Consider the following 20,224-nt stretch of genomic DNA (forward strand, 5'->3'; position numbering starts at 1 on the left):
TAGCCGGAGATCAGTACGCACGGTGCGTGGCGACCCGTGCGAGTTCCGTCAACTCGGCCGCGCCCTCCGGCGTGGGTGACGCCGCGGCCAGCGCCTCCGAGGCCTGGTGCAGCAGCGCGTCCCGGTGCGCGATGCACCAGGCCCGGCCTCCGGCCTCGTCGATCAGCGCGGCCACCCGGACCAGCTCCGCGTCGGTGAACGCGGACTCCCGTTCGTAGAACGTGACCAGCTCACGGCCGGCCGGCGTGCCGGAGGTGAGCGCGGCCAGCACCGGCAGCGACTTCTTCCGGCTGCGCAGGTCGGAGTGGTTCGGCTTGCCGGTGACCTGTGGGTCGCCCCAGATGCCGAGCAGGTCGTCGACGAGCTGGAACGCGAGCCCGACGAGGGAGCCGAAGCGGTCCATCGACGCGGCCCGTTCGGCGGTGGCGCCGCCGAGCAGCGCGCCGACCGCGCAGGACGCGCCGAGCAGCGCGCCGGTCTTGTCGGACGCCATCGCCAGCGCGTCCTCCAGCCGTACCGACGTGGTCTGCTCGAAGCGCAGGTCGGCGGCCTGCCCGTCGATCAGCGCCTGGACGGCCGCGCACAGCCGCCGGATCGCCGGGACCATCGCCGGGTGCCCGGATCCGGCCAGCGCCTCGATCGCGGCGGCAAGCAGCGCGTCCCCGGCGAGGATCGCGGTGTCGATGCCGTAGACCGCCCAGACCGTGGGCCGGTGCCGCCGGGTGGCGTCGCCGTCCATCACGTCGTCGTGCATCAGCGAGAAGTTGTGCACCAACTCGACCGCGACCGCACCGGGTACGGCCGCGGCCCGGTCCCCGCCCATCGAGGCGGCCGCGGCCAGCGCGAACGCGGGCCGTAGCGCCTTGCCGGCGTTCCCGGCGGACGGCTGCCCGGCCGCGTCCCACCAGCCGAAGTGGTAGCCGCTCGGCAGCGCCGTGGACGGCGGCAGGGCGGCTACCGCTTCCCGTAACGCGGACTCGGCGAGCGTCCGGCCCTCGGTGGGCGTCCGGCCCGCGGGCTCCGCCGCGCCGGCTGACCCGGCGGAGCCCCGTACCGTGGAAAGGGTGGTCATGAGCTCGTGCCGATCTCGACGTGTTCGAGAATGCCGAGCGCGTCCGGGGTCAGCACCGCTGCCGAGAAGTAGTTGCTGACCAGGTACGACGTGATCGCGTTCGCGCCGACGCCCATGTACCGGACGTTGAGGCCCGGCTCGGTCTCGTGCGGGAGCGCCTTCGGGATCAGCCCGACCACGCCCTGGTCCTCGGCTCCGAGCCGCATCGCGATGAGCGACGTGGTGCCGGCCGCGGTGACCGGGATCTTGTCGCAGGGCAGGATCGGGACGCCGCGCCAGGACGGCGCCCGCACCCCCTCGACAGTGACCGTGGGTGGCGTGAGCCCGCGAGAGTTGATCTCCCGGCCGATCGCGGCGATGGCGCGTGGGTGCGCCAGGATGACCTTCGTCTTGCGGCGGCGCGAGATCAGGTCGTCCAGGTCGTCCGGGGCCGGCGGCCCGGACCGGGTCGGGATGCGCTGGGTCAGGTCCGCGTTGTGCAGCAGGCCGAAGTCCGGGTTGTTGACCAGTTCGTCCTCCTGCCGCTCACGAAGTGCGGTGATGGTGATCCGCAGCTGCTCCTCGGCCTGGTTCATCGGCTGGTTGTAGAGGTCGGCGACGCGCGTGTGCACCCGCAGGACCGTCTGCGCGAGGCTGAGCTCGTACTCCCGCGGTGTGAGCTCGTAGTCGACGAACGTGCCCGGGATGGGCGGCTCGCCGTCGTGGCCGCTGGTGAGCGTGATGTCCGACTCGCCGAACGCGTTGCGCGGCACCGCCTTCGACTCCGCTACCCAATTCCGCAAATATCCAATTAAATCGGACCGGAGCGACCCGTCGAGCGCGCGCAACGCGTCCGCGGACAGCGTCAGCACCGTGCACGCGGTCTCCGCGCGCACCGTGTGCGGATGCGTCGCGACCGGCACCAGCAGCGTCGAGGTCAGCACCTCGCCGCCCACATGGTCCCCGTCCGCGATCATGCCCAGCCGCACCGTGTCGCCGTACTCGCCGGACTGCAGGCGTGACGCCTTGCCGTGCGCGATCAACACCAGCTGGTCGACCGGATCACCGGCAGTTGCGATCACCGCGCCCGGGACGTACTCCCGCTGGGTGAACCGGTCCGCAAGCCGGGCCAGCCCCGCCAGGTCCGGAAAGCCCGACAGCACCGGGATCTCCCGCAGCGAGCCCGGCACCACCCGCACCGCGGCCCCGTCGTTGACGAACCGCAACCGCCCGTCCCCGGCCTGGTAGCGCGCACGCCTGTTGACCCGGAACGCGCCGCCCTTCACTGGCACCCACGGCAGCATCCGCAGCAGCCAGCGCGGCGAGTCGGCCGCGTTCTGCGGCCTCGTCTTCGTGGTGGTGGCGAGCTTCTTCGCCGCGGCCGGCCCGAGCGACTGCCGCCGCTCCTCCTCGACCGGATCCAGAACCGCGGTCATCAGTCCTCACGCCCGAGCTCGACGTTCTCAAGCACGGCCAGCGCGTCCGGCACCAGAACGGCCGCGGAGTAGTACGCGCTCACCAGGTACTGGATGATCGCCTGCTCCGTGATGCCCATGAACCGCACGTTCAGGCCCGGCTGGTACTCGTCCGGGATGCCGGTCTGGTGCAGGCCGACCACGCCCTGCTTGTCCTCGCCCGCGCGCATCAGCATGATCGAGCTGGTCCGCCGGCCGGTGACGCCGATCTTGTTGGACGGGAAGATCGGGATGCCGCGCCAGGCCGGCACCTGGTGCCCGGCCACGTCGATCGACGACGGGTAGACGCCACGCTTGCTGCACTCCCGGCCGAACGCCGCGATCGTGCGCGGGTGCGCCAGGAAGAACGTCGGGTCCTTCCAGACCAGCGCCAGCAGCTCGTCCATGTCGTCAGGCGTCGGCGGGCCGGACCGGGTGTAGATGCGCTGCTTCAGGTCCGCGTTGTGCAGCAGCCCGAAGTCCGGGTTGTTGACCATCTCGTGCTCCTGGCGCTCGCGCAGCGCCTCGATGGTCAGCCGGAGCTGCTGCTCCACCTGGTCCATCGGCTCGTTGTAGAGGTCCGCCACCCGGCTGTGCACGCGCAGCACGGTCTGCGCCACGCTCAGCTCGTACTCGCGCGGCGACGCCTCGTAGTCCACGTAAGTGGCGGGCAGCGCGGGCTCACCCTCGTGGCCGGACGCCAGCTCGATCGCGGCCTCGCCGTGCTTGTTCTGCGGCCGCCCGGTCTTCTGCGACATCCGCTGGATGTGCGCACGAAGCGGCTCCGCCTGGCCGTTGAGCTGCTGCATCGCCTGCGTGGGCAGCTCCAGCACGGTGCACGAGGTGATCGTCTTGATGGTGTACTGCCAGCGGCCCGGCGTACCAGTAAGCACCTGCTCGCCGAAGTAGTCGCCGTCCGCCATCAGGCCGAGCACGGTCTGGTCGCCGTACTCGCCGGCGCCGATCTTGTTGACCTTGCCGTGCGCGATCAGGTAGACGCGGTCCGCGGTCTGGCCCTCGGTCACGATGATCTCGCCCGGGCCGTACTCCTTCTGCTGGAACCGCTCCGCAAGCGCCTGCAGCGCGCCCGCGTCGGTGAACCCGCGCAGCGGCGGCAGTTCGGTCAACTCCAGCGGCACCACAGTCACCTGCGAGCCGGTCGTCGTGAACGTCACCCGCCCGTCGCCGATCGCCAGGCTGAGTCGCCGGTTGACCCGGTACACGCCGCCGGAGACCTGCACCCAGGGCAGCAGCTTCAGCAGCCACCGCGACGTGATCCCCTGCATCTGGGGCGCGGTCTTGGTCGTGGTGGCCAGATTCCGGGCCGCAGCCGGCCCCAGGCTCTGCCGTTGCGGCTGGTCGCCGTTCTCAGCGGGCCGGGTTCCTACCGTGTCCAGAAGAGTCACGCGCGTTGCTCCGATCGATCTGAATTCTCTGCGGCCCGTACCGCGCCGGACGGCACGGCGAGCCTTCGAGAGACACGGGAACAGCACCCGCCGCACCATTCCGGCGCCCGAGCGTCCCGCGATGACAAAAATATGCAAGATCCCTTAAAACGGGCGCCACGAAACGCCGAACTGCACCCTTTGTTCATAAAACATCCAAATCAAGAGGCTTCAGCGGTACGCCCGGGTGGCGCGACGCCGCGGCGGTGCACCCCGCCGCGGAGCGGACACCCTGCCGACTACGCCCGGCGCCGGTAGAACGCCACGGTGGCGCCGTGCACCCTGAACAGCCCGGCACGCCGGAACCCGGCACGCAGCACCGGCGCGACGCGCGGCTTGTGCACAAGCGGATCCTCGGCCCCGGTGGACGCGACCACCAGCCACACCCGCTCCACCCCGTCCAGACGGCCCGCCACATCGGGGTACTCGTCCGCGATCAGCCCGGCGACCTGCCCCGCGGTCCGGCGGAGCAGCAGATCGACGGGCCGCCCCGGATCGCCCCGGTAGTAGAAGTCGACGCCGGCCCGCAGCGCGCGGTTGCCGTCCTGGTAGAGGATGACGTCCCCGGCCTGGTCCCGCTCCTGGATCAGCCGGGTCAGCGCCCGGTAGTCGGACCCGTTCTTGGCGAGATCCGCCCGCTGCTCCCGCTGCCCGGGCCACGCCGCGGCGACGAACACGACCAGCACCAACGCGACCTGCGCCAAGGGCCGCGCCCTGGTCCACGACGCCGCAGCCGGCCACTGTTGCTCCGATGCCACAGGCGGCCGCGCGCCGGGGACGATCGCGGCGGCGGCCAGCAGGGCCATTGGCGGCAGCACGACCAGCAGGTAGCGCGGCACCCACAGCGGGCCGACGAGCAGCGAGTACCCCGCCAGCGCGGCCATCGGCACGACGCAGAGGGCGACGAGGTCGAGCAGTGCGAAGCGGGCGACGACGAGCACGACGAGGACGATCAGGAGCCAGGCCACGGCGCTGGAACCGATCAGCTCGGCGGGGGAGCGGCGCAGCACGGCCACCGAGAGCGGCCTGATCCAGGCGACCTGCCCGGACTGCTGGCCGGCGCCGAGCGAGGCCAGCGGGGCGAGCAGCGCGACGACGATCGCGGCGGCCGGGGCCCACGCCCGCAGAAGCCGCCTGTCGCGCCGCAGGACGATCAGCGCGTGGGCGGCCAGGATCGAGACGCCGACGAGGTGGCTGAGGCCGAGCAGCAGGACGGACAGGCCGTAGAGCGCCCACCGCCACCACCTCGGCCGGCGCAGCGCGGTGTGCAGCAGCAGTAGAGAGAGCGCGGAGAAGAGGACGCTGAACGCGTACGGACGGGCCTCGGCCGCGTACCTGAAGCTGTTCGGGATGACTACCAGGATCAGGCCGGCGGTCAGGCCGGTGAGCGGCGAGAACAGGCGGCGGCCAAGCTCACCGGTGAGCGCCGCGGCGAGCGCCATCGCGATCACCTGGGGCAGGCGCAGCGCGGTCTCCGACGTGCCGGCCAGCGCGGTCCAGGCGTGCATGGCCAGGTAGTACGGCCCCAGGACCGCGTCGATGTGCCGCATCAGGCGCCAGATCTCCGGCGGCGTGCGCCCGGCGATGTCCGCGGTGGCCACCTCGTCCCAGCTGAAGCCGGGCCCGGTGATGCTGATCAACGCGGTGACCAGCAGCAGCACGCCGGGCACGAGGCTCGGGGCACATCGTCTGACGAGGTCGAGGTGCCGCACAGCCGCTTCCTTTACATGACACGCCGCCAGGCGTCGATGATCACGACGGCGCGCATGCCCTCGGAGAGGTACAGACCCAGTGCGGGCCGGCGCGGGTCCGTGTCCACGTGCAGGATCGTGCCGGCGTAGCCGTCCCGGGCGTCCTCCGCGAACGCGTGGCGCAGCAGCCATCGTCCCAGGCCCCGGCCCTGAAACGCGGGATGCACGCCGAGCAGCCGCAGGTAGCCGCACTTCTCGTCCGGCGCGAACTGGGTGGAGCGCAGCGACAGGCCGGCCGGCTCGCCCGCGTCCGTGTAGAGCACTGTCAGGAACGACCAGTCGTGCACGCTCCCGGACTCCAGATTGGCCGCCCACTCGCCGAACTCGCGCCGCACGTGCCCGAAGTGATCGTGGAACGCGGCCTCGCGGAGCGCGTGCGCGTCCCGCCGGGCCTGCTCCGGCCCGGCGCCGGACCGGACCGCGAACCCGGGCGGCGGGGCCGGGAACGCCACCGGCCCGGCGTGGTCGATGCGCAGCCGCTGGTAGACGGTGGCGACCTCGAACCCGTACCCGGCGAGCCGGGCCGCGGCCGCGGTGTCTTCCCGGTACACGCCCGCGTCCACGGTCACCGTCGGCCAGCCGCGCTCGTGCCCGATCTCCACGGCCCGCCGCCGGACCGTGTCCCAGAGCCAGTCGGCGACGGCCGTGTCCCGGGTGAACACGTCGACGTCGACAGTCCCGCTGTCGCCCCCCGGCCAGGCCCAGCCCCAGCCGACCGGCTCGTCACCGTCGAAGACCAGCCACGCGTCCGTGCTCAGGTCGCCGTCCGGCGAGCGCAACTCGTCGCGTACGTCCTCGAGCGTGTAGTCGAGCCGCCCGATCGTGGCCCGCTGACCGGCCGCGATCACCGCGTGGATGGTCTCCGCGTCCGCCGGGACCGGGCGGCGCACGCCGTACCGTGGCGAAAGGTCCTTCATGAAACCAGACCGTAGCCTCAGGCGGTGGCGCACGTCCCGGCATTTACCCGGGGCTCGACGCGGTCGGCCACGGAGTGAAGCACACGCGCGACGACGCGGCGGGCCCCGGCCACTCGCGCACGAGGGGGCCGGCCGGGCCGGATCGGGGCGCCGGGCTGTGCGGACGTGACCTCGTGCATCATCGCCTTCATCGCCATGTTCATGCCGAGGGCGTCGGTGGTCTGCATGTCAGTTCCTCCCGTCGGTTGCCGGGCCGGTGCTGGCCCGGACGATGAGCTCGGTGGGGAGCGCCACGCGGCGCCCCTCCGCGGTAGCCGGCGGGTCGAGCAGCAGCTCACCCGCGATGCGGCCCTTCTCGGTGGCCGGCTGGCGGACCGTGGTCAGGCCCGCCTCGGCCGCCTGCGGGATGTCGTCGAACCCGGTGACCGACACGTCCCGGCCCGGGCGCAGGCCCCGGGCGCGCAACGCGTCCATGGCGCCGAGCGCGATCACGTCGCTGAACGCGATCAGTGCGGTCGGGCGGTCCCGCCTGTCGAACGCCCGGGCGGCACCCTCCAGACCGGACTCCCGGCTGTTGCCGCGCACGTTGATGATTGTCACCTCGTCCCAGTCCAGGTCCGCCTTCCGCCAGGCCTGCTGGTAGCCGCGCAGCCGCTCGCCGTCGCCCAGATAGGACACGTCCTCCGGCTCGCGGACCACGGCGTTCCGTGGGCTCGTCGCGGGGTGCAGCAGATCCGCGACGATCGCGACCCGGTGGTGGCCGAGCGCGGTCAGGTGCAGGCCGGCCGCGCGGGTCGCGGCCGCCTCGTCGATCCCGGCGGCAAGCATCTCCGGATCGGAGGAGAGCAGCTCGGTGCCGACCACCGGCAGCCCGCGCTCGAGGATCGCCTGTCGCGCCGGATGGCCCTCGGCCACGCAGAACACGCAGAAGCCGTCCACCGCCGCGTTGCGCACGGCGGCCCGTGCGGCGTCCGGATCGTCCGGGACCGGGATGAGCAGCAGGCCGGTCTCGTGCCGTTCCGCCGCGAGCGACAGTCCTTGCAGGAAGCGCACGGCGAACGGGTCCCGGAACGCGTAGGAGAGCACGTCGGTGAAGAGCACGCCGATCGCACCGGCCCGGCCCCGGCGCAGGCTCCGCGCGGTCGGGTTCGGACCTGAGTAGCCCAGCTCGCGGGCCGCGGTGAGGATGCGCTCGCGCAGGTCAGGGGAGAGCTGGTCCGGCCGGCCGTACGCGTTCGAGACGGTGCTGCGGGACACGCCCACCGCGTCCGCCACGGTCTGCAGCGTCGGTTTCACGCTGCGCCTCCTCTGTATCGATCCAGTCGCCTTCTAAATCGATACAGTACGCGCGCCCCTTCGTACCCTCAAGGCCTTTTCTGGATCGATGCAGAAATCGCGGAGACCCATCGCGAGCCGGGTCGCCCGCGCCTGACATGATCGGGCGCATGAGCGTGACCACCCCGGAGAAGACCACTGTGGACAAGCTGGCCCGGCTGGTCACCGAGCTCTTCGCGCCGACCATCTGGGCCGTGACCATGCCGTTCGTCTTCGCGATCGCGCAGACCCGGTCGATCGAGGGCGTGTGGTGGGCGCTGCTGGCCTGCATACCGTGCGCTCTCATCCCCTACGGCATCGTCCGCTTCGGCGTGATGCGCGGCACGCTCACCGACCACCACATCGGACGCCGTGAGCAGCGCCGCACCCCGCTGCTGCTCGCCATCGCGTCCGTCCTGGCCGGGCTGGTGCTGCTCTGGGCGCTCAAGGCCCCGTCCCACCTGATCGGCGTCATCGTGCTCATGCTCGGCGTCCTCACCCTGGTCATGCTCAGCAACCTGGTCTGGAAGCTCAGCGCGCACGCCGCCGTCGCCGCCTCCTCCACCACCGGCCTGATCTGGCTCTTCGGCCCCGCGCTGCTGGTGCTGGTCCCGGTGGTCGCCGCGGTCGCCTGGTCCCGGGTGCGCCTCGCCGACCACAGCTGGCTGCAGGTCGCGGCCGGCACGGCAGGCGGCGCAGCGGTCGCGATGCTGCTCGGCCCGCTCTTCTTCTGACCGCGGCGGTCCGTGTCGGGCCACGTGGGTCTCACGTCGGCGCAGGTAGGTGGGGTGCGGCTGCGGTTGGGCGGTCGCAAGGACCGGCGTCGAAGGCAGGGGATTCCGGCGCTCGGGTGTATGCCGGCCGCGCGCGTTCGGGGCGGCTCCGGTCCAAGGCACCACCTGAGCCGCAGCTACGCCGCCTGACCGCCGGTGGCGCGAGGCTAGGTCCGACCGGCGCGCCGCGACTGCCAGGATCACGTGGCCGGCTTCCTGTCGTACCCGGTCGGCACACTGACCCGATGACTCCGCTCCGCGAGATCCAGGGCGACGCGACCAGCCCGCAGGCCGCCGGGCCGAAGATCATCGCGCATATCTGCAACGACCTTGGCGGCTGGGGCAAGGGCTTCGTGCTCGCGGTCTCCCGGCGGTGGCCTGAGCCCGAGCGCGACTACCGCGACTGGCACCGGCGCCGCTCGCGCAACGACTTCGGCCTGGGCGCGGTCCGCCTGGTCCCGGTCGCCCCGGCCCTCTGGGTGGCGAACATGGTGGGTCAGCACGGCATGCGCACCGGCAGCAAGGGGCCGCCGATCCGGTACGACGCGGTCGCCCGCTGCCTGGCCACGCTCGGCGACGAGGCGCTGCGGCTGCACGCGTCCGTGCACATGCCGCGGATCGGCTGCGGCCTGGCCGGCGGCCGGTGGGAGCTGATCTCCCCGCTGATCACCCAGCATCTGTGTGAGCGGGAGGTGCCGGTCACGGTCTACGACTACGGGCAGTGATCACGTGACAGCGCGTGCCCGTTGCGCGCGGATATGAACGGGCTTCTACAGTGCTTCACGTGACGACGGAGAGCGCCGCGAGCGTGGAGATCGAGATCGAGGTGGAGGTCGACCACCCCGCCGAGCGGGTCTGGCGTGCGCTGACCGAGCCGAAGCTGCTCCGCCAGTGGTTCGCCGAGACCGACCTGAAGCCGCGCGTGGGCGCGTTCTTCCAGCTCTCCGGCACCGACCTGCCCGGCCTGCAGCCCGATCCGGCGGCCGAGCTGCCCGGCGAGGGCTCAGTGGTCGAGGGCGAGGTGGTCGGCGTCGAGACCGGCGAGCGGATCGTGCTGTTCCTGCACGGGCCCGGCCTGGTCTCCCGCTTCCGCTGGGAGATCGCGGCGCTCGACGAGCACCGGACGACTGTGGTGCTGCACCAGTCCTGGCGCGAGGGCGCGGGCTCGGACGCGGAGCTGGCGCAGAAGCGCGCCGCCTACGAGTCCGCGCTCGGCACGCCGCTCGCCGCAGTCCTGGACTGGCTGGCGTTCGGCGAGGTCGACCTGGAGAGCATGCGCGGCCGTCGCGGCCCGGAGACCGTGATCCTGCCCCGGCTGTCCAAGGCCGGGCTGCGTAACGCGCGGAAGCCGTTGATCATCGCGGGCGTGGTGATCGTCATCGGGCTGATCGCGGTCACCGGCGGCATCCTCTGGGGTCGCGGCTCCGGCGACGACGAGAACCTCGCTGCCGAACCCGGCGTCCCGACCGTCACCTCCTCCGCCTCGCCGGAGTCGACCGAGTCGCCGCTCACGTCGTCGACAAGCACCACGCTTCCGGTGCCGGGCGGGCCGGCGCCGTCCGCGGGCGCGAGCACGCAGACCGCCCCCAGCCTGCCGCCGCCGTCGGCCGCCACGGCGGCGCCCGCGTCGCCCGGCGCGCCGGACGCGCTGTCGGCCGCGTACAAGACCGACGCGGACTGGGCGTTCGGCTACCGCGGCAAGATCGACCTGGCGAACCCGGGCACGGTGCAGAACGGCGCCTGGACCGTGGTGATCACGCTCAAGGACCCGATCGCGGTGACCAAGGTGGCAGGCGCGTCCTTCACCCAGACGGGTGAGACCGTCACGTTCACCCCCGCGGCCGGCGCGCTGCCGGTCGGCGCGGGCGGCGGGACGGCCTCCTTCACGTTCGAGGCGGACCTGAAGGGCGCCATCTTCAACGACCGCGAGCCGACCGCGTGCACGATCAACGGCCGGGCCTGCAGCGGCGTGTGACCGGCCGTCCACATAGGGTGTTGCCATGGCGGAACCGACGTACCTGAACCCGTTCGTGCTTCCGGTCGCGCTCGTCACCCCGGAGCGCCACGACCCGATCGACCTCTACCCGCCCGCAGGCGACGGCCCGTACCCCGCGATCATCTTCGTCCACGGCGGGCCGATCCCACCCGAGATGCAGCCGTCACCGCGTCACTGGCCGATGTTCCGCGGATACGGGTCGCTTGCCGCGTCCCGGGGCGTGCTCGGCGCGGTCGTCGACCACCCGCTGCACACGCCTGCCGACTACCCGGCGGCGGGCGCGGCGCTCGCCGAGGCGTTCGAGACCGTGCGCGCGGACCCGCGCGTCGACCCGGACCGGATCGCGGTCTGGTACTTCTCCGGCGGCAGCCCGCTCGCCGCGGACCTGCTGCACCGGCCGCCGTCCTGGCTGCGGTGCCTGGCGCTCACCTACCCGCTGCTGGAGCCGTTCCCCGGCACCGAGGTCGACCCGCACTACCGCCCGGTCGAGGCGGTCGCGTCCGCGGGCGCGCTGCCGATCGTGCTGACCCGGGCCGGCCGCGAGCACCCCTTCATCGCCGGCACCGTCGCGAACTTCCTGACGGCCGCCGCCTCGGTCTCCGCGAACGTGCGGATCATCGACGTCCCGAACGGCCGGCACAGCTTCGACATCCTCGACGACACGGACGAGTCCCGCACTGCCATCGACACGGCCATGACCGAAGTGATCAACAAAATCACATAATTCGCTGTCCCGCTTCCGCGGTGGTCACTCCCCGCGAGCTCCCGCGGCCTCGGATCCGCGGGTGGTCACGGAAACCCACGGGCGTGCGGGGCGGCCCGCCGAGTTCGGCGGCGCCGGAGCCGAGCAGCCGGGCCGGAGTCGAGCAGCCGGGCCGGGGCCGAGCGGCCGGGCCGGAGTCGAGCAGCCGGGCCGGGGCCGAGCAGCCGGGCCGGGGCCGAGCGGCCGGGCCGGGGCCGAGCGGCCGGGCCGGGGCCGAGCGGCCGGGCCAGGGCCGGGCAGCCGGGCCGGAGCCGGGCAGCCGGGCCGGAGCCGGGCAGCCGGGCCGGAGCCGGGCAGCCGGGCCGGGGCCGGGCAGCCGGGCCGGGGCCGGGCGGCCGAGCAGGCCGAGGGCGGCCATCGCGGTGCGGGCCGGGCGGTTGGATAGCGATGTCGCCGCGGGCCTGCTCCGAAACCGCGCGGGCCGGCGGGTGTCTCCGCTCCTCAGGTGGTCGCCGGATCAGCGTGCCGCCACTGCGGCCGGCTGCCTTCCGTCCCGCGGGCGGTTACCGGAACCGACCGGCGGCTGCCGTCGGCCGGGCCGCTGTCAGACCGGGTCGGGTTCGGGCAGTTCGGAGAGCCAGTCGGCGACGGCGGTGCGGAAGTCGTCGCTGACCGGGAGGGCGGCGTCGCGGAGGGCGCGGCGCCAGGACATGGCGCGGGAGAAGCGGGTGACCCGGCAGGCGAGCGAGGCCGCGCGGCGCAGCATCGCCGGGTCACCGGGCCAGCCGGACAGGTAGGCGTCCCGGAGCCGGGCCAGTTCGGGCGCTCCCGGCCGCAGATCCAGCGCGTAGGCGGCGTAGGAGAGGGCCACCAGCAGCGAGCCGAACGGGTGCGCCACACCGGCGTCGCCCCAGTCGAAGAAGCGGTACGGCGGGCCCGCGAACACGTTGGCATCCGTCAGGTCGTCATGCTGGATCGTGGCGGGAACCCCGGAATCGGCCAGTTCGGCGCACCAGACGGCGAACGCGGGCGTCACCGCGGACACCGTCGCCAGCCGGTCCGGGCCGAGATCCGCGCGCACCGCCGGATCGTCAAGCAGCTCGGCGAGCTGGCCGGGCAGCGCGGCCGGCCGGTGGTCCGGAACACCAAGTGCCAGCAGCTCACTCGCGTGCGGCGTCACCTCACGCTGAAGCTCCGCATAGGACCGCAGCATCTCCGACCAGCGCCCGATCAGCGCGTTCCGGTCCGTGGCGGAGGCGTCGGTCGTGGCCCGCATCGCATGGATCTCGTCGCGCAACGTCGGCCCGGCATCCGCGGTGAGCAGCCAGCCGCGCGCCGCGTCGATCGCCAGCGGCGCCAGGACCCGATCCGGCCAGCGGCGGCCGAGCGCGTCGGCGAGCACGGCCTCGTACCGGCAGTCGGTGATGTTGGCCTTGAACCACCGGCGCCCGGCCCCGGTCGGGACGCTGTGCGTGACCGACCACGGCCGCGCCCGCATCTCCTCGACCGGGCCGGTGGCGGGCGCGTCCAGGTGCGCGATGACCCAGTCGTGGGCGGCCGTGCGCCAGGCGGGGTCCTGCCAGTCGTTGTCCATCGTGGAAACCCTAGTGACAGGGCTCGGCCCGACGCATCGACATTTCCCGGCCCGGCGCGGAGGAACACGTGCGCGACGCGCCCGCGAACTGGCTGCACGGTCCGGGTTGGCTGCACGGTCCGGGGCGGCCGCACGACCCAGGGTGGCCGCACGATTCGCGCTGGCCGGGGCTGCGGTGCCGGCCGCACGGCTTACCGGCGGTCGCGCTGTTCCGGTCAGGCCGGGCTTGACCCTCGAGCGGGTCGAGCCCACAGGCTCCCCATCCGTCACGTTCCTTGCATGGGTGGAGAGCAGCTGTGCCTCGTCGTACCCCGGTGGTCGTCTGGCTCGCCGGCACCGCCCTCAGCCTGGCCGGCACGCAGGCGATGGGATTCGCGCTGGTGTGGGCCGCCGCCGCGCACAGCGCGCCGCTCGCCGCGCTCACGCTGACCGCGATCATCGTGCCCCGGGTGCTGTTCGTGTTCCCCGGTGGCGCGCTCGCCGACCGGCTGGGCGTGTGGCGGGTCCTGATCGGCGCGGACCTGGCCGCCGCGCTCGCCATGCTGCTGTTCGCGCTGCTCCTGGGCGTCTTTCCGGCGTCGCTGTGGCTGGTCCCGCTGGCGGCGCTGGCCGGCGGCCTCGCGGACGCGGTCTACCTTCCCGCGTCCGCGACCGTCCCACGCCTGCTCACCGGGGACGAGCCGGGCGGCGCCGGGCTGTCCCGCACGATGGCGGCGCGGCAGATCGCGGGGCAGTCGGCGGCGCTGGCCGGGCCCGCGCTCGGCGGCCTGCTGGTCACGACCGCTAGCCTCGCCCCGGTGGTGGCCGCCAACGCAGCCACGTTCGCCGCCATGGCTTTCGTTCTGCTCCGCCTGCGTCCTCACCTGAGCGCGCCCGTGGCTGCCGGCTTGCCCGTGGCTGCCGGCTTGCCCGTGGCTGCCGGCTTGCCCGTGGCTGCCGGCTTGCCCGTGGCTGCCGGCTTGCCCGTGGCTGCCGGCGTTCCCGCGGGCCTGGTGACGGCGAGGGCCGTGCACACGGAGGGGAGGGCTGCTGTCCCGCCCGCGTCGCGAACGGCAGCGGGGGCCTCGAAGCCGGTGGCCCGGAGGCGGTGGCGCGCGGGCCTTCGCGAGATGGCCGGCGGGCTGCGGGTGGTGACGGGAGATATGGCCGGCGGGCTGCGGGTGGTGACGGGAGATCAGGTGTTGCGGGCGGCGCTTGGGCTGACCGCAGTGGCCGCCGGTTTCCTGCTGCCGGTCTCAAGTCTGCTGCTGCCGTTGCTCGCCCGGGAGCGGGACTGGCCCGGCAGCCACACCGGGCTGCTCGCCGCCGCGCTTGCGGCGGGTACCGGCGGGGTTGCGCTGATCGTGCTGGTCCGGGGTTCGCTGCGGCGGCCCGGGGTGGTGGCGATGGCGGGGCTGCTCACCGCGGCGCTGGGCATCGTGATGCTCGTGGCGGGCGAGGCGCTGCTTCCGGCCGGGGTGGGTGCTCTGGTGATCGGTGTCGGGTCCGGGGTGTTCGCGACGCATGTCGGGCCGTTGTTCCTGAGCAGGGCGCCGCGTACGCATCTGGCGCGCACCCAGTCGGTGCTGGTCCTGGCGCAGAGCCTGCCGCTGCTCGCCACCCAGAATCTGTTCGGCGCGGCGGCCACGCCCGTGGGCGTACCCCCGCTGCTGGTGATCTGTGCTCTGGCTCTTGTGCTTGCGGCGGGGGCGGGGTGGTGGTCGCGGGCGCTCCGTGCGGCGTGACGGCGGCCCGATTGCTATCGTCAGCCGCGTGCGTTTCCTGGCGATCGGCGACAGCTTCACCGAGGGAGTCGGCGACGAGCTCCCGGACGGCACCATCCGAGGCTGGGCGGACCTGGTCGCGGCCGGTCTGGCGGCGGCCTCCGGCGAGCAGGTCGAGTATGCGAATCTCGCGGTGCGCGGCCGTCTCCTGGAGCCGATCATCAACGGTCAGCTGGAGGACGCGCTGGCCATGTCGCCGCTGCCCACGCTGATCTCGCTCAACGGCGGCGGGAACGACATGCTCCGGCGCGGCATGGAGGTGAGCCATCTGATGCGGCTCACCGAGCACGCGGTGGCCCGGTGCGCGGAGAGCGGCGTGCGGTTGCTGCTGATCAGCGGGCCGGATCCGTCGCAGCGGCTGCCGTTCGGGAAGACGATCCACCGGCGCGGGTCCGAGCTGACGGTTGCGGTGGCGGAGCTGGCGGCGCGGCACGGGCTGCCGTTCGCGAACTCGTTCGACGACGTCGAAATCCGCCGGCCGGAGTACTGGGCGCCGGACCGGCTGCACCTCAACGCTGCAGGTCACCGCCGGGTGGCCGGGATCGTGCTCACCGCGCTCGGCCACGCGGCCGGCGATCACCGGCTGGACCCGGCGACGGCGTCGGAACGGCGGCTGCTCGCGGAGGCGCGGTACTACCGCGAGCATGTGGTGCCGTGGCTGCAGCGGCGGGTGCGGGGGCGTTCGTCGGGCGACGGCCGGTCCGCGAAGTACCCGGCCTGGACGCCGGTCCCGGTGGCCTGACCATCCAGCCCGTTCCGGCGGTGTCGACCCCGCCGGTACCGGCCGCACTCCCACGGGCCGCCGTCAGGCTGTGGTGAGTTCCGAGACGCGGGCCGCGATGGTGCGGCCGTGCGACTCCGCGGTCACGTGCGCGTCCGCGAGCGACTTCTCGGCCAGGCCGCGCAGCGCCTCCATTGCCGGGTTCACGCCGGCAAGCGTGAGCTCCGCCTCCGCCACGTGCAGGTCGAGGCCGAGGATGTCGCCGAACATGCGCCGCAGGTACGGCGTGCTGTGGTCCCATCCCTCGCGCGGCGTGCCCGGCCCGTAGCCGCCGCCGCGCGCGGTGACGAGCACGGCGGGCCGGCCCTCGAGGATCCGGTCGCCGCCGGGGCTGAAGCGCGGCTCGGTCAGCAGCAGGTCGAACCAGTGCTTGACGTGGTGCGGGATCGCGTAGTTGTAGAGCGGGACGGCAAGCAGGTACGCGTCCGCGGCGAGCAGTTCGTCCGCGAGGGCGGTGGCCAGCCCGGCCGCGTCGCGCTGGGCGTCGGTGCGGTCGCCGGCCGGCAGGAACGCGGCGCTGACCGCGGTGCGCCACGCGTCGGCGGGCAGCGGGTGCTGGCCGAGGTCGCGGCGCAGGATCGGGACGCCGGGGTGCTCGGCGGTCCACGCGGTCTGCACGGTGTCGGCGACCGCGCGGGTCACCGAGCCCTCAAGGCGGATGCTGGCGTCGAGGCGGTAGAGCGTCATCGTGACTCCAAGGCAGGGTGTCGGTCTGTCACACAGATCGTCTGTCCAGAATACTATCTAGTCAACAGTAGTCTGCATCACAGACGATCCGGTAGTCACGGGAGAAAGGGACTGGTAAAGCCTCCGTACTATGGGAACGTGACCACTGTCGCTGAAGCCGAAGCCGCGCTCGCCGCGCACGCGAACGAGTGCGCCGAGCAGGGCCACAAGCCGATCGACACGGATCTCGGCTGGGGCCTGGGCGTGGTGTTTCGCAGCTACCTCAGCGCGTCCGAGCACGTGGTCGACGACCTGCCGGGCGGCCCGCGGGGCTACCAGATCCTGCGCATCGCGGCCGGCGAGACCGCGCTCAGCCAGGCGCAACTCGCGCAGAACCTCGGGATCGACCGCACAGTCATGACGTACCTGCTTGACGACCTGGAGGCGGCCGGCCTGGTCGAGCGCCGCCCGGACCCGGCGGACCGGCGCACCCGGCGGATCGTCGCCACGCCGCACGGCCAGGAGCGGCTCGCCGTGCTCACCGAGGGCTTCGAGGCGGCCGAGGAGCGGGTGCTCGCGTCGCTGCCGGCCGGCGACCGCGCACTGTTCCGGGTGCTGCTGCAACGCCTGGCGACGGTTGCGGACGAGAACCACCAGCGCCACGCGTGCGAGGCGGTCGAGGCCGCTCGGGCGACTGCCGTGACGCCGCCGCGCCGCGCCCGCCGCCGCTGAGGCCGGACTCCGCTCTAGGAGGCGGTCGGTGACGGGCGGGTCGGCGCGGCCGCCAGTCCCGAGCAGGACCGCCGCGCCTCGAACCGGGTGACCGCCTCCTGCGCCTGTGAGCCGGTCAGCGGCACCGCCCGGCCGGTCGTGGGCATCCGGGCCGGGGTGAACGACGCCTGCGTCACGGTGCCGCCGTGCACTGTGACCTGCAGCAGCCCGGTGTCGGCAGAGACCGGCGAGTCGGCGAACCAGACCAGGTCACCGAGCGAGTACGCCACGTACGTCGCGCCCAGCCAGCCGGCGCCCTGGAGCGTGTGCGCGCCGGTGCCGACGATCACGTCCGCGCCCGCGTCCGCGAGCGTGCCGGCGAGCTTCTGCTGCGCGAGCGAGGGGCACTCCGCGTCCTCCTTGCCCCACTGCTGGTAGACGACGACCACGTCCGCCACCCGCTCGGCGTCGATCACGGCCGCGATCGCACGCTTGGTGTCCACGGGCGCGGCCACGCCGGGGTCGTCGCCGGAAGCCGCGAAGCTCTCCGCGAAGAGCGACCCGGTGTTGAGCGCGACCACCGCGACCTTGACGCCCTGCACCTCGATCACCCGGGCCGCGAACGCGGACGCCTCGTCCTTTCCGGCGCCGACGACCGGGAAACCCGCCTTGTCCGCGGCCGCGAGCGTGTCCGCCAGGCCCGGCTGCCCGTAGTCGAGCACGTGGTCGTCCGCGATCGAGACGACGTCCAGGCCGGCCTCCTCGAGCGCCGGGAACACGGTGGCGGGCGCGCGGAAGTTGCCCTCCTTGCGGACCGGCTCGCCGCGCGTGGTGACCGCGGTCTCCAGGTTGGCAACGGTCAGGTCCGGGGCGCTGAGCAGCGGCGCCAGTGGGCCGAATGCGGTGGACGGGTCGTTCAGCAGTGCGGCAGTACGCCCGGCGAAGTGCACGTCCCCGGCCAGGCCGATCGTGATGGGCCGGGTCGGCGCCGCGGTCTCGTCGGAGTAAATCGGCAGAAATGGCGTGCCGGTGGCCGCCACGGGCTTCACGTCGTCAGTCGTGGCGCAGGCGGTGGCCAGGCACAACACCGCCATCGGAAGCGCCAGCGCGCGAAGCCGTCCCAGGGTCACGGCTCAAAATCGTAGGGACAAATGGCACCGTTAAGGATCACAGAGGAATAACGAAGTCCTAGGACGCAGGAACCGTCACGAACGGGGCGTAATCACAAGATCAGCGTGGGGCAAGTGATCGGCCGCCGACCGGGCGTTATAGTGGCCCCGCGGTGCGACCGACCGGCCGGGGCCGGGCGGGGCCGCACCATGGACCGCTACATCACGGCGAACCGGGCGTGCTCACCGGCCCGAGCAGAGACTCAGCGGGAGGGGACTTCAGTGGCGCGTCGGCCTGCGCCTTGGGCGCCCGGACAACCGCTCGACGGCATCTTCAGCGAGCGCGTCGCCACCGTACCGAACGTGATCAGTTTCGTGCGCCTGCTCGGCGTCCCGCTCTTCCTCTGGCTGCTCATCGCCGAGGACGCGAAACTCGCCGCGCTGATCGTGCTTGCCATCGGCGGCACCACTGACTGGGTGGACGGCTGGGTCGCCCGCCGCCTCGGCCAGGTCAGCCGCCTCGGCGAGCTGCTCGACCCGTTCGTCGACCGGCTCTACATCGTCGCCACGCTCGTCGCGTTCACGCTCACCGCCGTGGTGCCCTGGGAGTTCACGGCCGCGCTTGTCGCCCGCGAGGCGGTGCTGATCGTGTGCCTGCTCATCCTGCGCGCCCACGGGTACGGCCCGCCGCCAGTGCACTACGTCGGCAAGAGCGCCACGTTCATGCTGCTCGTTTCGTTCCCAATCCTGCTGATGTCGCAGGCGGTGGCGCCGGTGTCCGCGGTGGCCCACGCGATCGGCTGGGCCTGCGCGATCTGGGGCCTGGTCCTCTACTGGATCGCCGCGTTCTTCTACATCTACCAGGTGTCCCGGCTGATCCGGGTGGCCGAGCCGGCGAGCGGCCAGGCATGACCGACGCACAGGCCGGCCCGGAGGACGTGCCGGGGGCGGGTGGTCGGGGCGGCAGCGGGGCGAAGCAGCGGCAGTACGCACCTGATTTCCTGACCGAGCTGTTCCGCAACCCGCTCGACCCGGGGTACGCCGACGCGGCCGCCCGCCGGGAGAGGGAGGGCCCGCGCACCGGCTGGCGTGGCGGGTCCGCCCGCGCCATCGCGCTCACCACGCTTGTGCTCGTCGGGTTCCTGTTCGCGATCGCCTACCGCCGGACCGTGGCCGAGGAACCCGCCCGCGGACAGGCCCGCACCGCGCTCGTCGACCAGATACACACCCGCCAGGACTCGACCAAGGATCTGGAGCAGCGGGCCGCCGCGCTCCGCGCCGAGGTCAACGCGCTTCGTGACGCGAACCTGGAGACCGACACCGCGGCACACCTGCGGAACCTGGAGGCGGCCACCGGCCTGGCCCGGGTCAGGGGCGACGGCGTGGTGGTCACGGTGGCGGACGGTCCGCGGGACGTCAACGCGGTCACCGGCGGCGGCAAGGACGTCTCCAAGGTCCTCGACCGCGACCTCCAGGACATCACGAACGCGCTGTGGGCGCTCGGCGCGGAGGCGATCGCGATCAACGGCGAGCGCCTGACCGCGACGTCCACGATCCGGGCCGCGGGCGAGGCGATCCTTGTCGACTACCACCCGATCACCGGGCCGTACGAGGTGGCCGCGATCGGGCCCGGCGACCTGAAGGACCGCTACGAGGACTCGCGAAGCGCCGCGCTGTTCGGCAACCTGGTCGACAGGTACGGCATGAAGTTCCAGGTCTCCTCGCGCGACGACCTGGAGTTGCCGGCCGCGGGCACCGCCGACCTGGAACACGCGTACCCCTCGCCCGTACCGTCCTCGCCCGCGTCCCCGACTGCCCAGACCTCAAGCTCCCCGGAAGGCGAATGATGTACGCGGTCATCGCGTTGATAGTGGGCGTCCTGCTCGGTGTGTACCTGGACCCGACCGTGCCCGCCGCGCTGCTGCCCTACCTGCCGATCGCGGTGGTGGCGGCGCTTGACGCGGTCTTCGGCGGCGTGCGCGCACAGCTCGACCGGAACTTCGACGACAAGCAGTTCGTCATCTCGTTCATCTCGAACGTGCTGGTCGCCGCCGTGATCGTCTACCTGGGCGATCAGCTGGGCGTGGGCGGGCAGCTCTCCACGGGCGTCGTGGTCGTCCTCGGCGTGCGGATCTTCGGCAACGTGGCGGCCATCCGCCGCCACCTGTTCAGCGCGTGACGGGTAGCTTGTAGCCG

At 72.9% G+C, this 20,224-nt stretch carries 21 protein-coding genes; 10 read left to right on the forward strand and 11 right to left on the reverse strand.

The genetic code is table 11. The features are described 5' to 3' along the window. Nucleotides 1-10: 10 nt before the first annotated feature. From ACIA8K_RS19385 to ACIA8K_RS19415, 7 genes are all read right to left on the reverse strand, one after another. Nucleotides 11-1,072 carry a polyprenyl synthetase family protein gene (locus ACIA8K_RS19385; protein WP_396060819.1) on the reverse strand — a complete coding sequence of 354 codons (1,062 nt, stop codon included), beginning with the start codon at nucleotides 1,070-1,072 and terminating at the stop codon, nucleotides 11-13. Next, complete coding sequence (locus ACIA8K_RS19390; protein WP_396060821.1) at nucleotides 1,069-2,487, reverse strand: family 2B encapsulin nanocompartment shell protein; 1,419 nt, start codon at nucleotides 2,485-2,487, stop codon at nucleotides 1,069-1,071. The genes ACIA8K_RS19385 and ACIA8K_RS19390 overlap by 4 nt, the downstream gene beginning before the upstream one ends. Further along, nucleotides 2,487-3,911 (reverse strand): family 2B encapsulin nanocompartment shell protein, encoded by a 1,425-nt coding sequence (locus ACIA8K_RS19395; RefSeq protein WP_396060823.1) that lies wholly within the window; start codon nucleotides 3,909-3,911, stop codon nucleotides 2,487-2,489. Before ACIA8K_RS19395 ends, ACIA8K_RS19390 begins: the two co-directional genes overlap by 1 nt. Before the next feature lie 278 nt (nucleotides 3,912-4,189). Beyond that, entirely contained in the window at nucleotides 4,190-5,662 is a 1,473-nt protein-coding gene (locus tag ACIA8K_RS19400; protein WP_396060825.1) for a glycosyltransferase family 39 protein, read from the reverse strand. A gap of 11 nt (nucleotides 5,663-5,673) precedes the next feature. Continuing rightward, nucleotides 5,674-6,618, reverse strand: a complete 945-nt coding sequence (locus ACIA8K_RS19405; protein ID WP_396060827.1) for a GNAT family N-acetyltransferase — start codon at nucleotides 6,616-6,618, stop codon at nucleotides 5,674-5,676. A gap of 17 nt (nucleotides 6,619-6,635) precedes the next feature. Further along, nucleotides 6,636-6,845: a hypothetical protein gene (locus ACIA8K_RS19410; RefSeq protein ID WP_396060830.1), complete on the reverse strand. Its 210-nt coding sequence runs from the start codon at nucleotides 6,843-6,845 to the stop codon at nucleotides 6,636-6,638. A gap of 1 nt (nucleotide 6,846) precedes the next feature. Beyond that, entirely contained in the window at nucleotides 6,847-7,914 is a 1,068-nt protein-coding gene (locus ACIA8K_RS19415) for a LacI family DNA-binding transcriptional regulator (RefSeq protein WP_396060833.1), read from the reverse strand. Between the two features lie 149 nt (nucleotides 7,915-8,063). Between ACIA8K_RS19415 and ACIA8K_RS19420 the strand changes: the two genes are divergently transcribed. The 4 genes from ACIA8K_RS19420 (at nucleotide 8,064) to ACIA8K_RS19435 (ending at nucleotide 11,425) form a co-directional block, all read left to right on the forward strand. Continuing rightward, entirely contained in the window at nucleotides 8,064-8,666 is a 603-nt protein-coding gene (locus ACIA8K_RS19420; protein WP_396060835.1) for a hypothetical protein, read from the forward strand. Nucleotides 8,667-8,950: 284 nt separating this feature from the next. Continuing rightward, entirely contained in the window at nucleotides 8,951-9,430 is a 480-nt protein-coding gene (locus tag ACIA8K_RS19425) for a macro domain-containing protein (protein ID WP_396060836.1), read from the forward strand. A gap of 59 nt (nucleotides 9,431-9,489) precedes the next feature. Then, nucleotides 9,490-10,680 carry a cellulose binding domain-containing protein gene (locus ACIA8K_RS19430; RefSeq protein WP_396060839.1) on the forward strand — a complete coding sequence of 397 codons (1,191 nt, stop codon included), beginning with the start codon at nucleotides 9,490-9,492 and terminating at the stop codon, nucleotides 10,678-10,680. 25 nt (nucleotides 10,681-10,705) lie between these two features. After that, nucleotides 10,706-11,425: an alpha/beta hydrolase gene (locus tag ACIA8K_RS19435; RefSeq protein ID WP_396060842.1), complete on the forward strand. Its 720-nt coding sequence runs from the start codon at nucleotides 10,706-10,708 to the stop codon at nucleotides 11,423-11,425. On the opposite strand, the gene ACIA8K_RS19440 is transcribed toward ACIA8K_RS19435, so the two are convergent. After that, nucleotides 11,418-11,822, reverse strand: coding sequence for a hypothetical protein (locus ACIA8K_RS19440; protein WP_396060845.1), 405 nt, complete (start codon nucleotides 11,820-11,822; stop codon nucleotides 11,418-11,420). The two genes, ACIA8K_RS19435 and ACIA8K_RS19440, sit on opposite strands and share 8 nt — an antisense overlap. Before the next feature lie 186 nt (nucleotides 11,823-12,008). Next, the gene (locus ACIA8K_RS19445) at nucleotides 12,009-12,998 is read right to left on the reverse strand and encodes a hypothetical protein (RefSeq protein WP_396060847.1); all 990 of its coding nucleotides are present in this window, start codon (nucleotides 12,996-12,998) and stop codon (nucleotides 12,009-12,011) included. Nucleotides 12,999-13,294: 296 nt separating this feature from the next. Here ACIA8K_RS19445 and ACIA8K_RS19450 point away from each other — a divergent pair, with 296 nt between their 5' ends. Further along, on the forward strand, nucleotides 13,295-14,722 hold the full coding sequence (locus tag ACIA8K_RS19450) for an MFS transporter (protein WP_396060850.1): 1,428 nt from the start codon (nucleotides 13,295-13,297) through the stop codon (nucleotides 14,720-14,722). Nucleotides 14,723-14,750: 28 nt separating this feature from the next. After that, the gene (locus tag ACIA8K_RS19455) at nucleotides 14,751-15,503 is read left to right on the forward strand and encodes an SGNH/GDSL hydrolase family protein (RefSeq protein ID WP_396060853.1); all 753 of its coding nucleotides are present in this window, start codon (nucleotides 14,751-14,753) and stop codon (nucleotides 15,501-15,503) included. A gap of 63 nt (nucleotides 15,504-15,566) precedes the next feature. On the opposite strand, the gene ACIA8K_RS19460 is transcribed toward ACIA8K_RS19455, so the two are convergent. Then, complete coding sequence (locus ACIA8K_RS19460; protein ID WP_396060856.1) at nucleotides 15,567-16,229, reverse strand: FMN-dependent NADH-azoreductase; 663 nt, start codon at nucleotides 16,227-16,229, stop codon at nucleotides 15,567-15,569. A gap of 138 nt (nucleotides 16,230-16,367) precedes the next feature. Between ACIA8K_RS19460 and ACIA8K_RS19465 the strand changes: the two genes are divergently transcribed. Further along, nucleotides 16,368-16,940, forward strand: coding sequence for a MarR family winged helix-turn-helix transcriptional regulator (locus ACIA8K_RS19465; RefSeq protein ID WP_396060858.1), 573 nt, complete (start codon nucleotides 16,368-16,370; stop codon nucleotides 16,938-16,940). Between the two features lie 14 nt (nucleotides 16,941-16,954). On the opposite strand, the gene ACIA8K_RS19470 is transcribed toward ACIA8K_RS19465, so the two are convergent. Next, nucleotides 16,955-18,049, reverse strand: a complete 1,095-nt coding sequence (locus ACIA8K_RS19470; RefSeq protein WP_396060861.1) for a CapA family protein — start codon at nucleotides 18,047-18,049, stop codon at nucleotides 16,955-16,957. A 261-nt stretch (nucleotides 18,050-18,310) separates the two neighbouring features. Here ACIA8K_RS19470 and ACIA8K_RS19475 point away from each other — a divergent pair, with 261 nt between their 5' ends. The 3 genes from ACIA8K_RS19475 to ACIA8K_RS19485 are packed head-to-tail and all read left to right on the forward strand — an operon-like array spanning nucleotide 18,311 to nucleotide 20,207. Then, nucleotides 18,311-18,940: a CDP-alcohol phosphatidyltransferase family protein gene (locus tag ACIA8K_RS19475; protein WP_396060863.1), complete on the forward strand. Its 630-nt coding sequence runs from the start codon at nucleotides 18,311-18,313 to the stop codon at nucleotides 18,938-18,940. Next, a complete protein-coding gene (locus tag ACIA8K_RS19480; RefSeq protein ID WP_396060865.1) occupies nucleotides 18,937-19,875 on the forward strand; it encodes a DUF881 domain-containing protein in 939 nt (312 codons plus the stop codon). Before ACIA8K_RS19475 ends, ACIA8K_RS19480 begins: the two co-directional genes overlap by 4 nt. Next, entirely contained in the window at nucleotides 19,875-20,207 is a 333-nt protein-coding gene (locus ACIA8K_RS19485) for a small basic family protein (RefSeq protein WP_396060867.1), read from the forward strand. The genes ACIA8K_RS19480 and ACIA8K_RS19485 overlap by 1 nt, the downstream gene beginning before the upstream one ends. Nucleotides 20,208-20,224 lie beyond the last annotated feature (17 nt).

It is taken from the genome of Catenuloplanes sp. NPDC051500 (genome assembly GCF_044454585.1).
Classification (GTDB): domain Bacteria; phylum Actinomycetota; class Actinomycetes; order Mycobacteriales; family Micromonosporaceae; genus Catenuloplanes.

What these genes read in the sequence shown, in the direction of transcription:
- ACIA8K_RS19410 (WP_396060830.1), bottom strand. Translation starts at nt 6,845, where the DNA reads ATGCAGACCACCGACGCCCTCGGCATGAACATGGCGATGAAGGCGATG.
- ACIA8K_RS19425 (WP_396060836.1), top strand. Translation starts at nt 8,951, where the DNA reads ATGACTCCGCTCCGCGAGATCCAGGGCGACGCGACCAGCCCGCAGGCC.
- ACIA8K_RS19420 (WP_396060835.1), top strand. Translation starts at nt 8,064, where the DNA reads ATGAGCGTGACCACCCCGGAGAAGACCACTGTGGACAAGCTGGCCCGG.
- ACIA8K_RS19480 (WP_396060865.1), top strand. Translation starts at nt 18,937, where the DNA reads ATGACCGACGCACAGGCCGGCCCGGAGGACGTGCCGGGGGCGGGTGGT.
- ACIA8K_RS19435 (WP_396060842.1), top strand. Translation starts at nt 10,706, where the DNA reads ATGGCGGAACCGACGTACCTGAACCCGTTCGTGCTTCCGGTCGCGCTC.
- ACIA8K_RS19385 (WP_396060819.1), bottom strand. Translation starts at nt 1,072, where the DNA reads ATGACCACCCTTTCCACGGTACGGGGCTCCGCCGGGTCAGCCGGCGCG.
- ACIA8K_RS19485 (WP_396060867.1), top strand. Translation starts at nt 19,875, where the DNA reads ATGTACGCGGTCATCGCGTTGATAGTGGGCGTCCTGCTCGGTGTGTAC.
- ACIA8K_RS19440 (WP_396060845.1), bottom strand. Translation starts at nt 11,822, where the DNA reads ATGGCCGCCCTCGGCCTGCTCGGCCGCCCGGCCCCGGCCCGGCTGCCC.
- ACIA8K_RS19460 (WP_396060856.1), bottom strand. Translation starts at nt 16,229, where the DNA reads ATGACGCTCTACCGCCTCGACGCCAGCATCCGCCTTGAGGGCTCGGTG.
- ACIA8K_RS19390 (WP_396060821.1), bottom strand. Translation starts at nt 2,487, where the DNA reads ATGACCGCGGTTCTGGATCCGGTCGAGGAGGAGCGGCGGCAGTCGCTC.
- ACIA8K_RS19405 (WP_396060827.1), bottom strand. Translation starts at nt 6,618, where the DNA reads ATGAAGGACCTTTCGCCACGGTACGGCGTGCGCCGCCCGGTCCCGGCG.
- ACIA8K_RS19445 (WP_396060847.1), bottom strand. Translation starts at nt 12,998, where the DNA reads ATGGACAACGACTGGCAGGACCCCGCCTGGCGCACGGCCGCCCACGAC.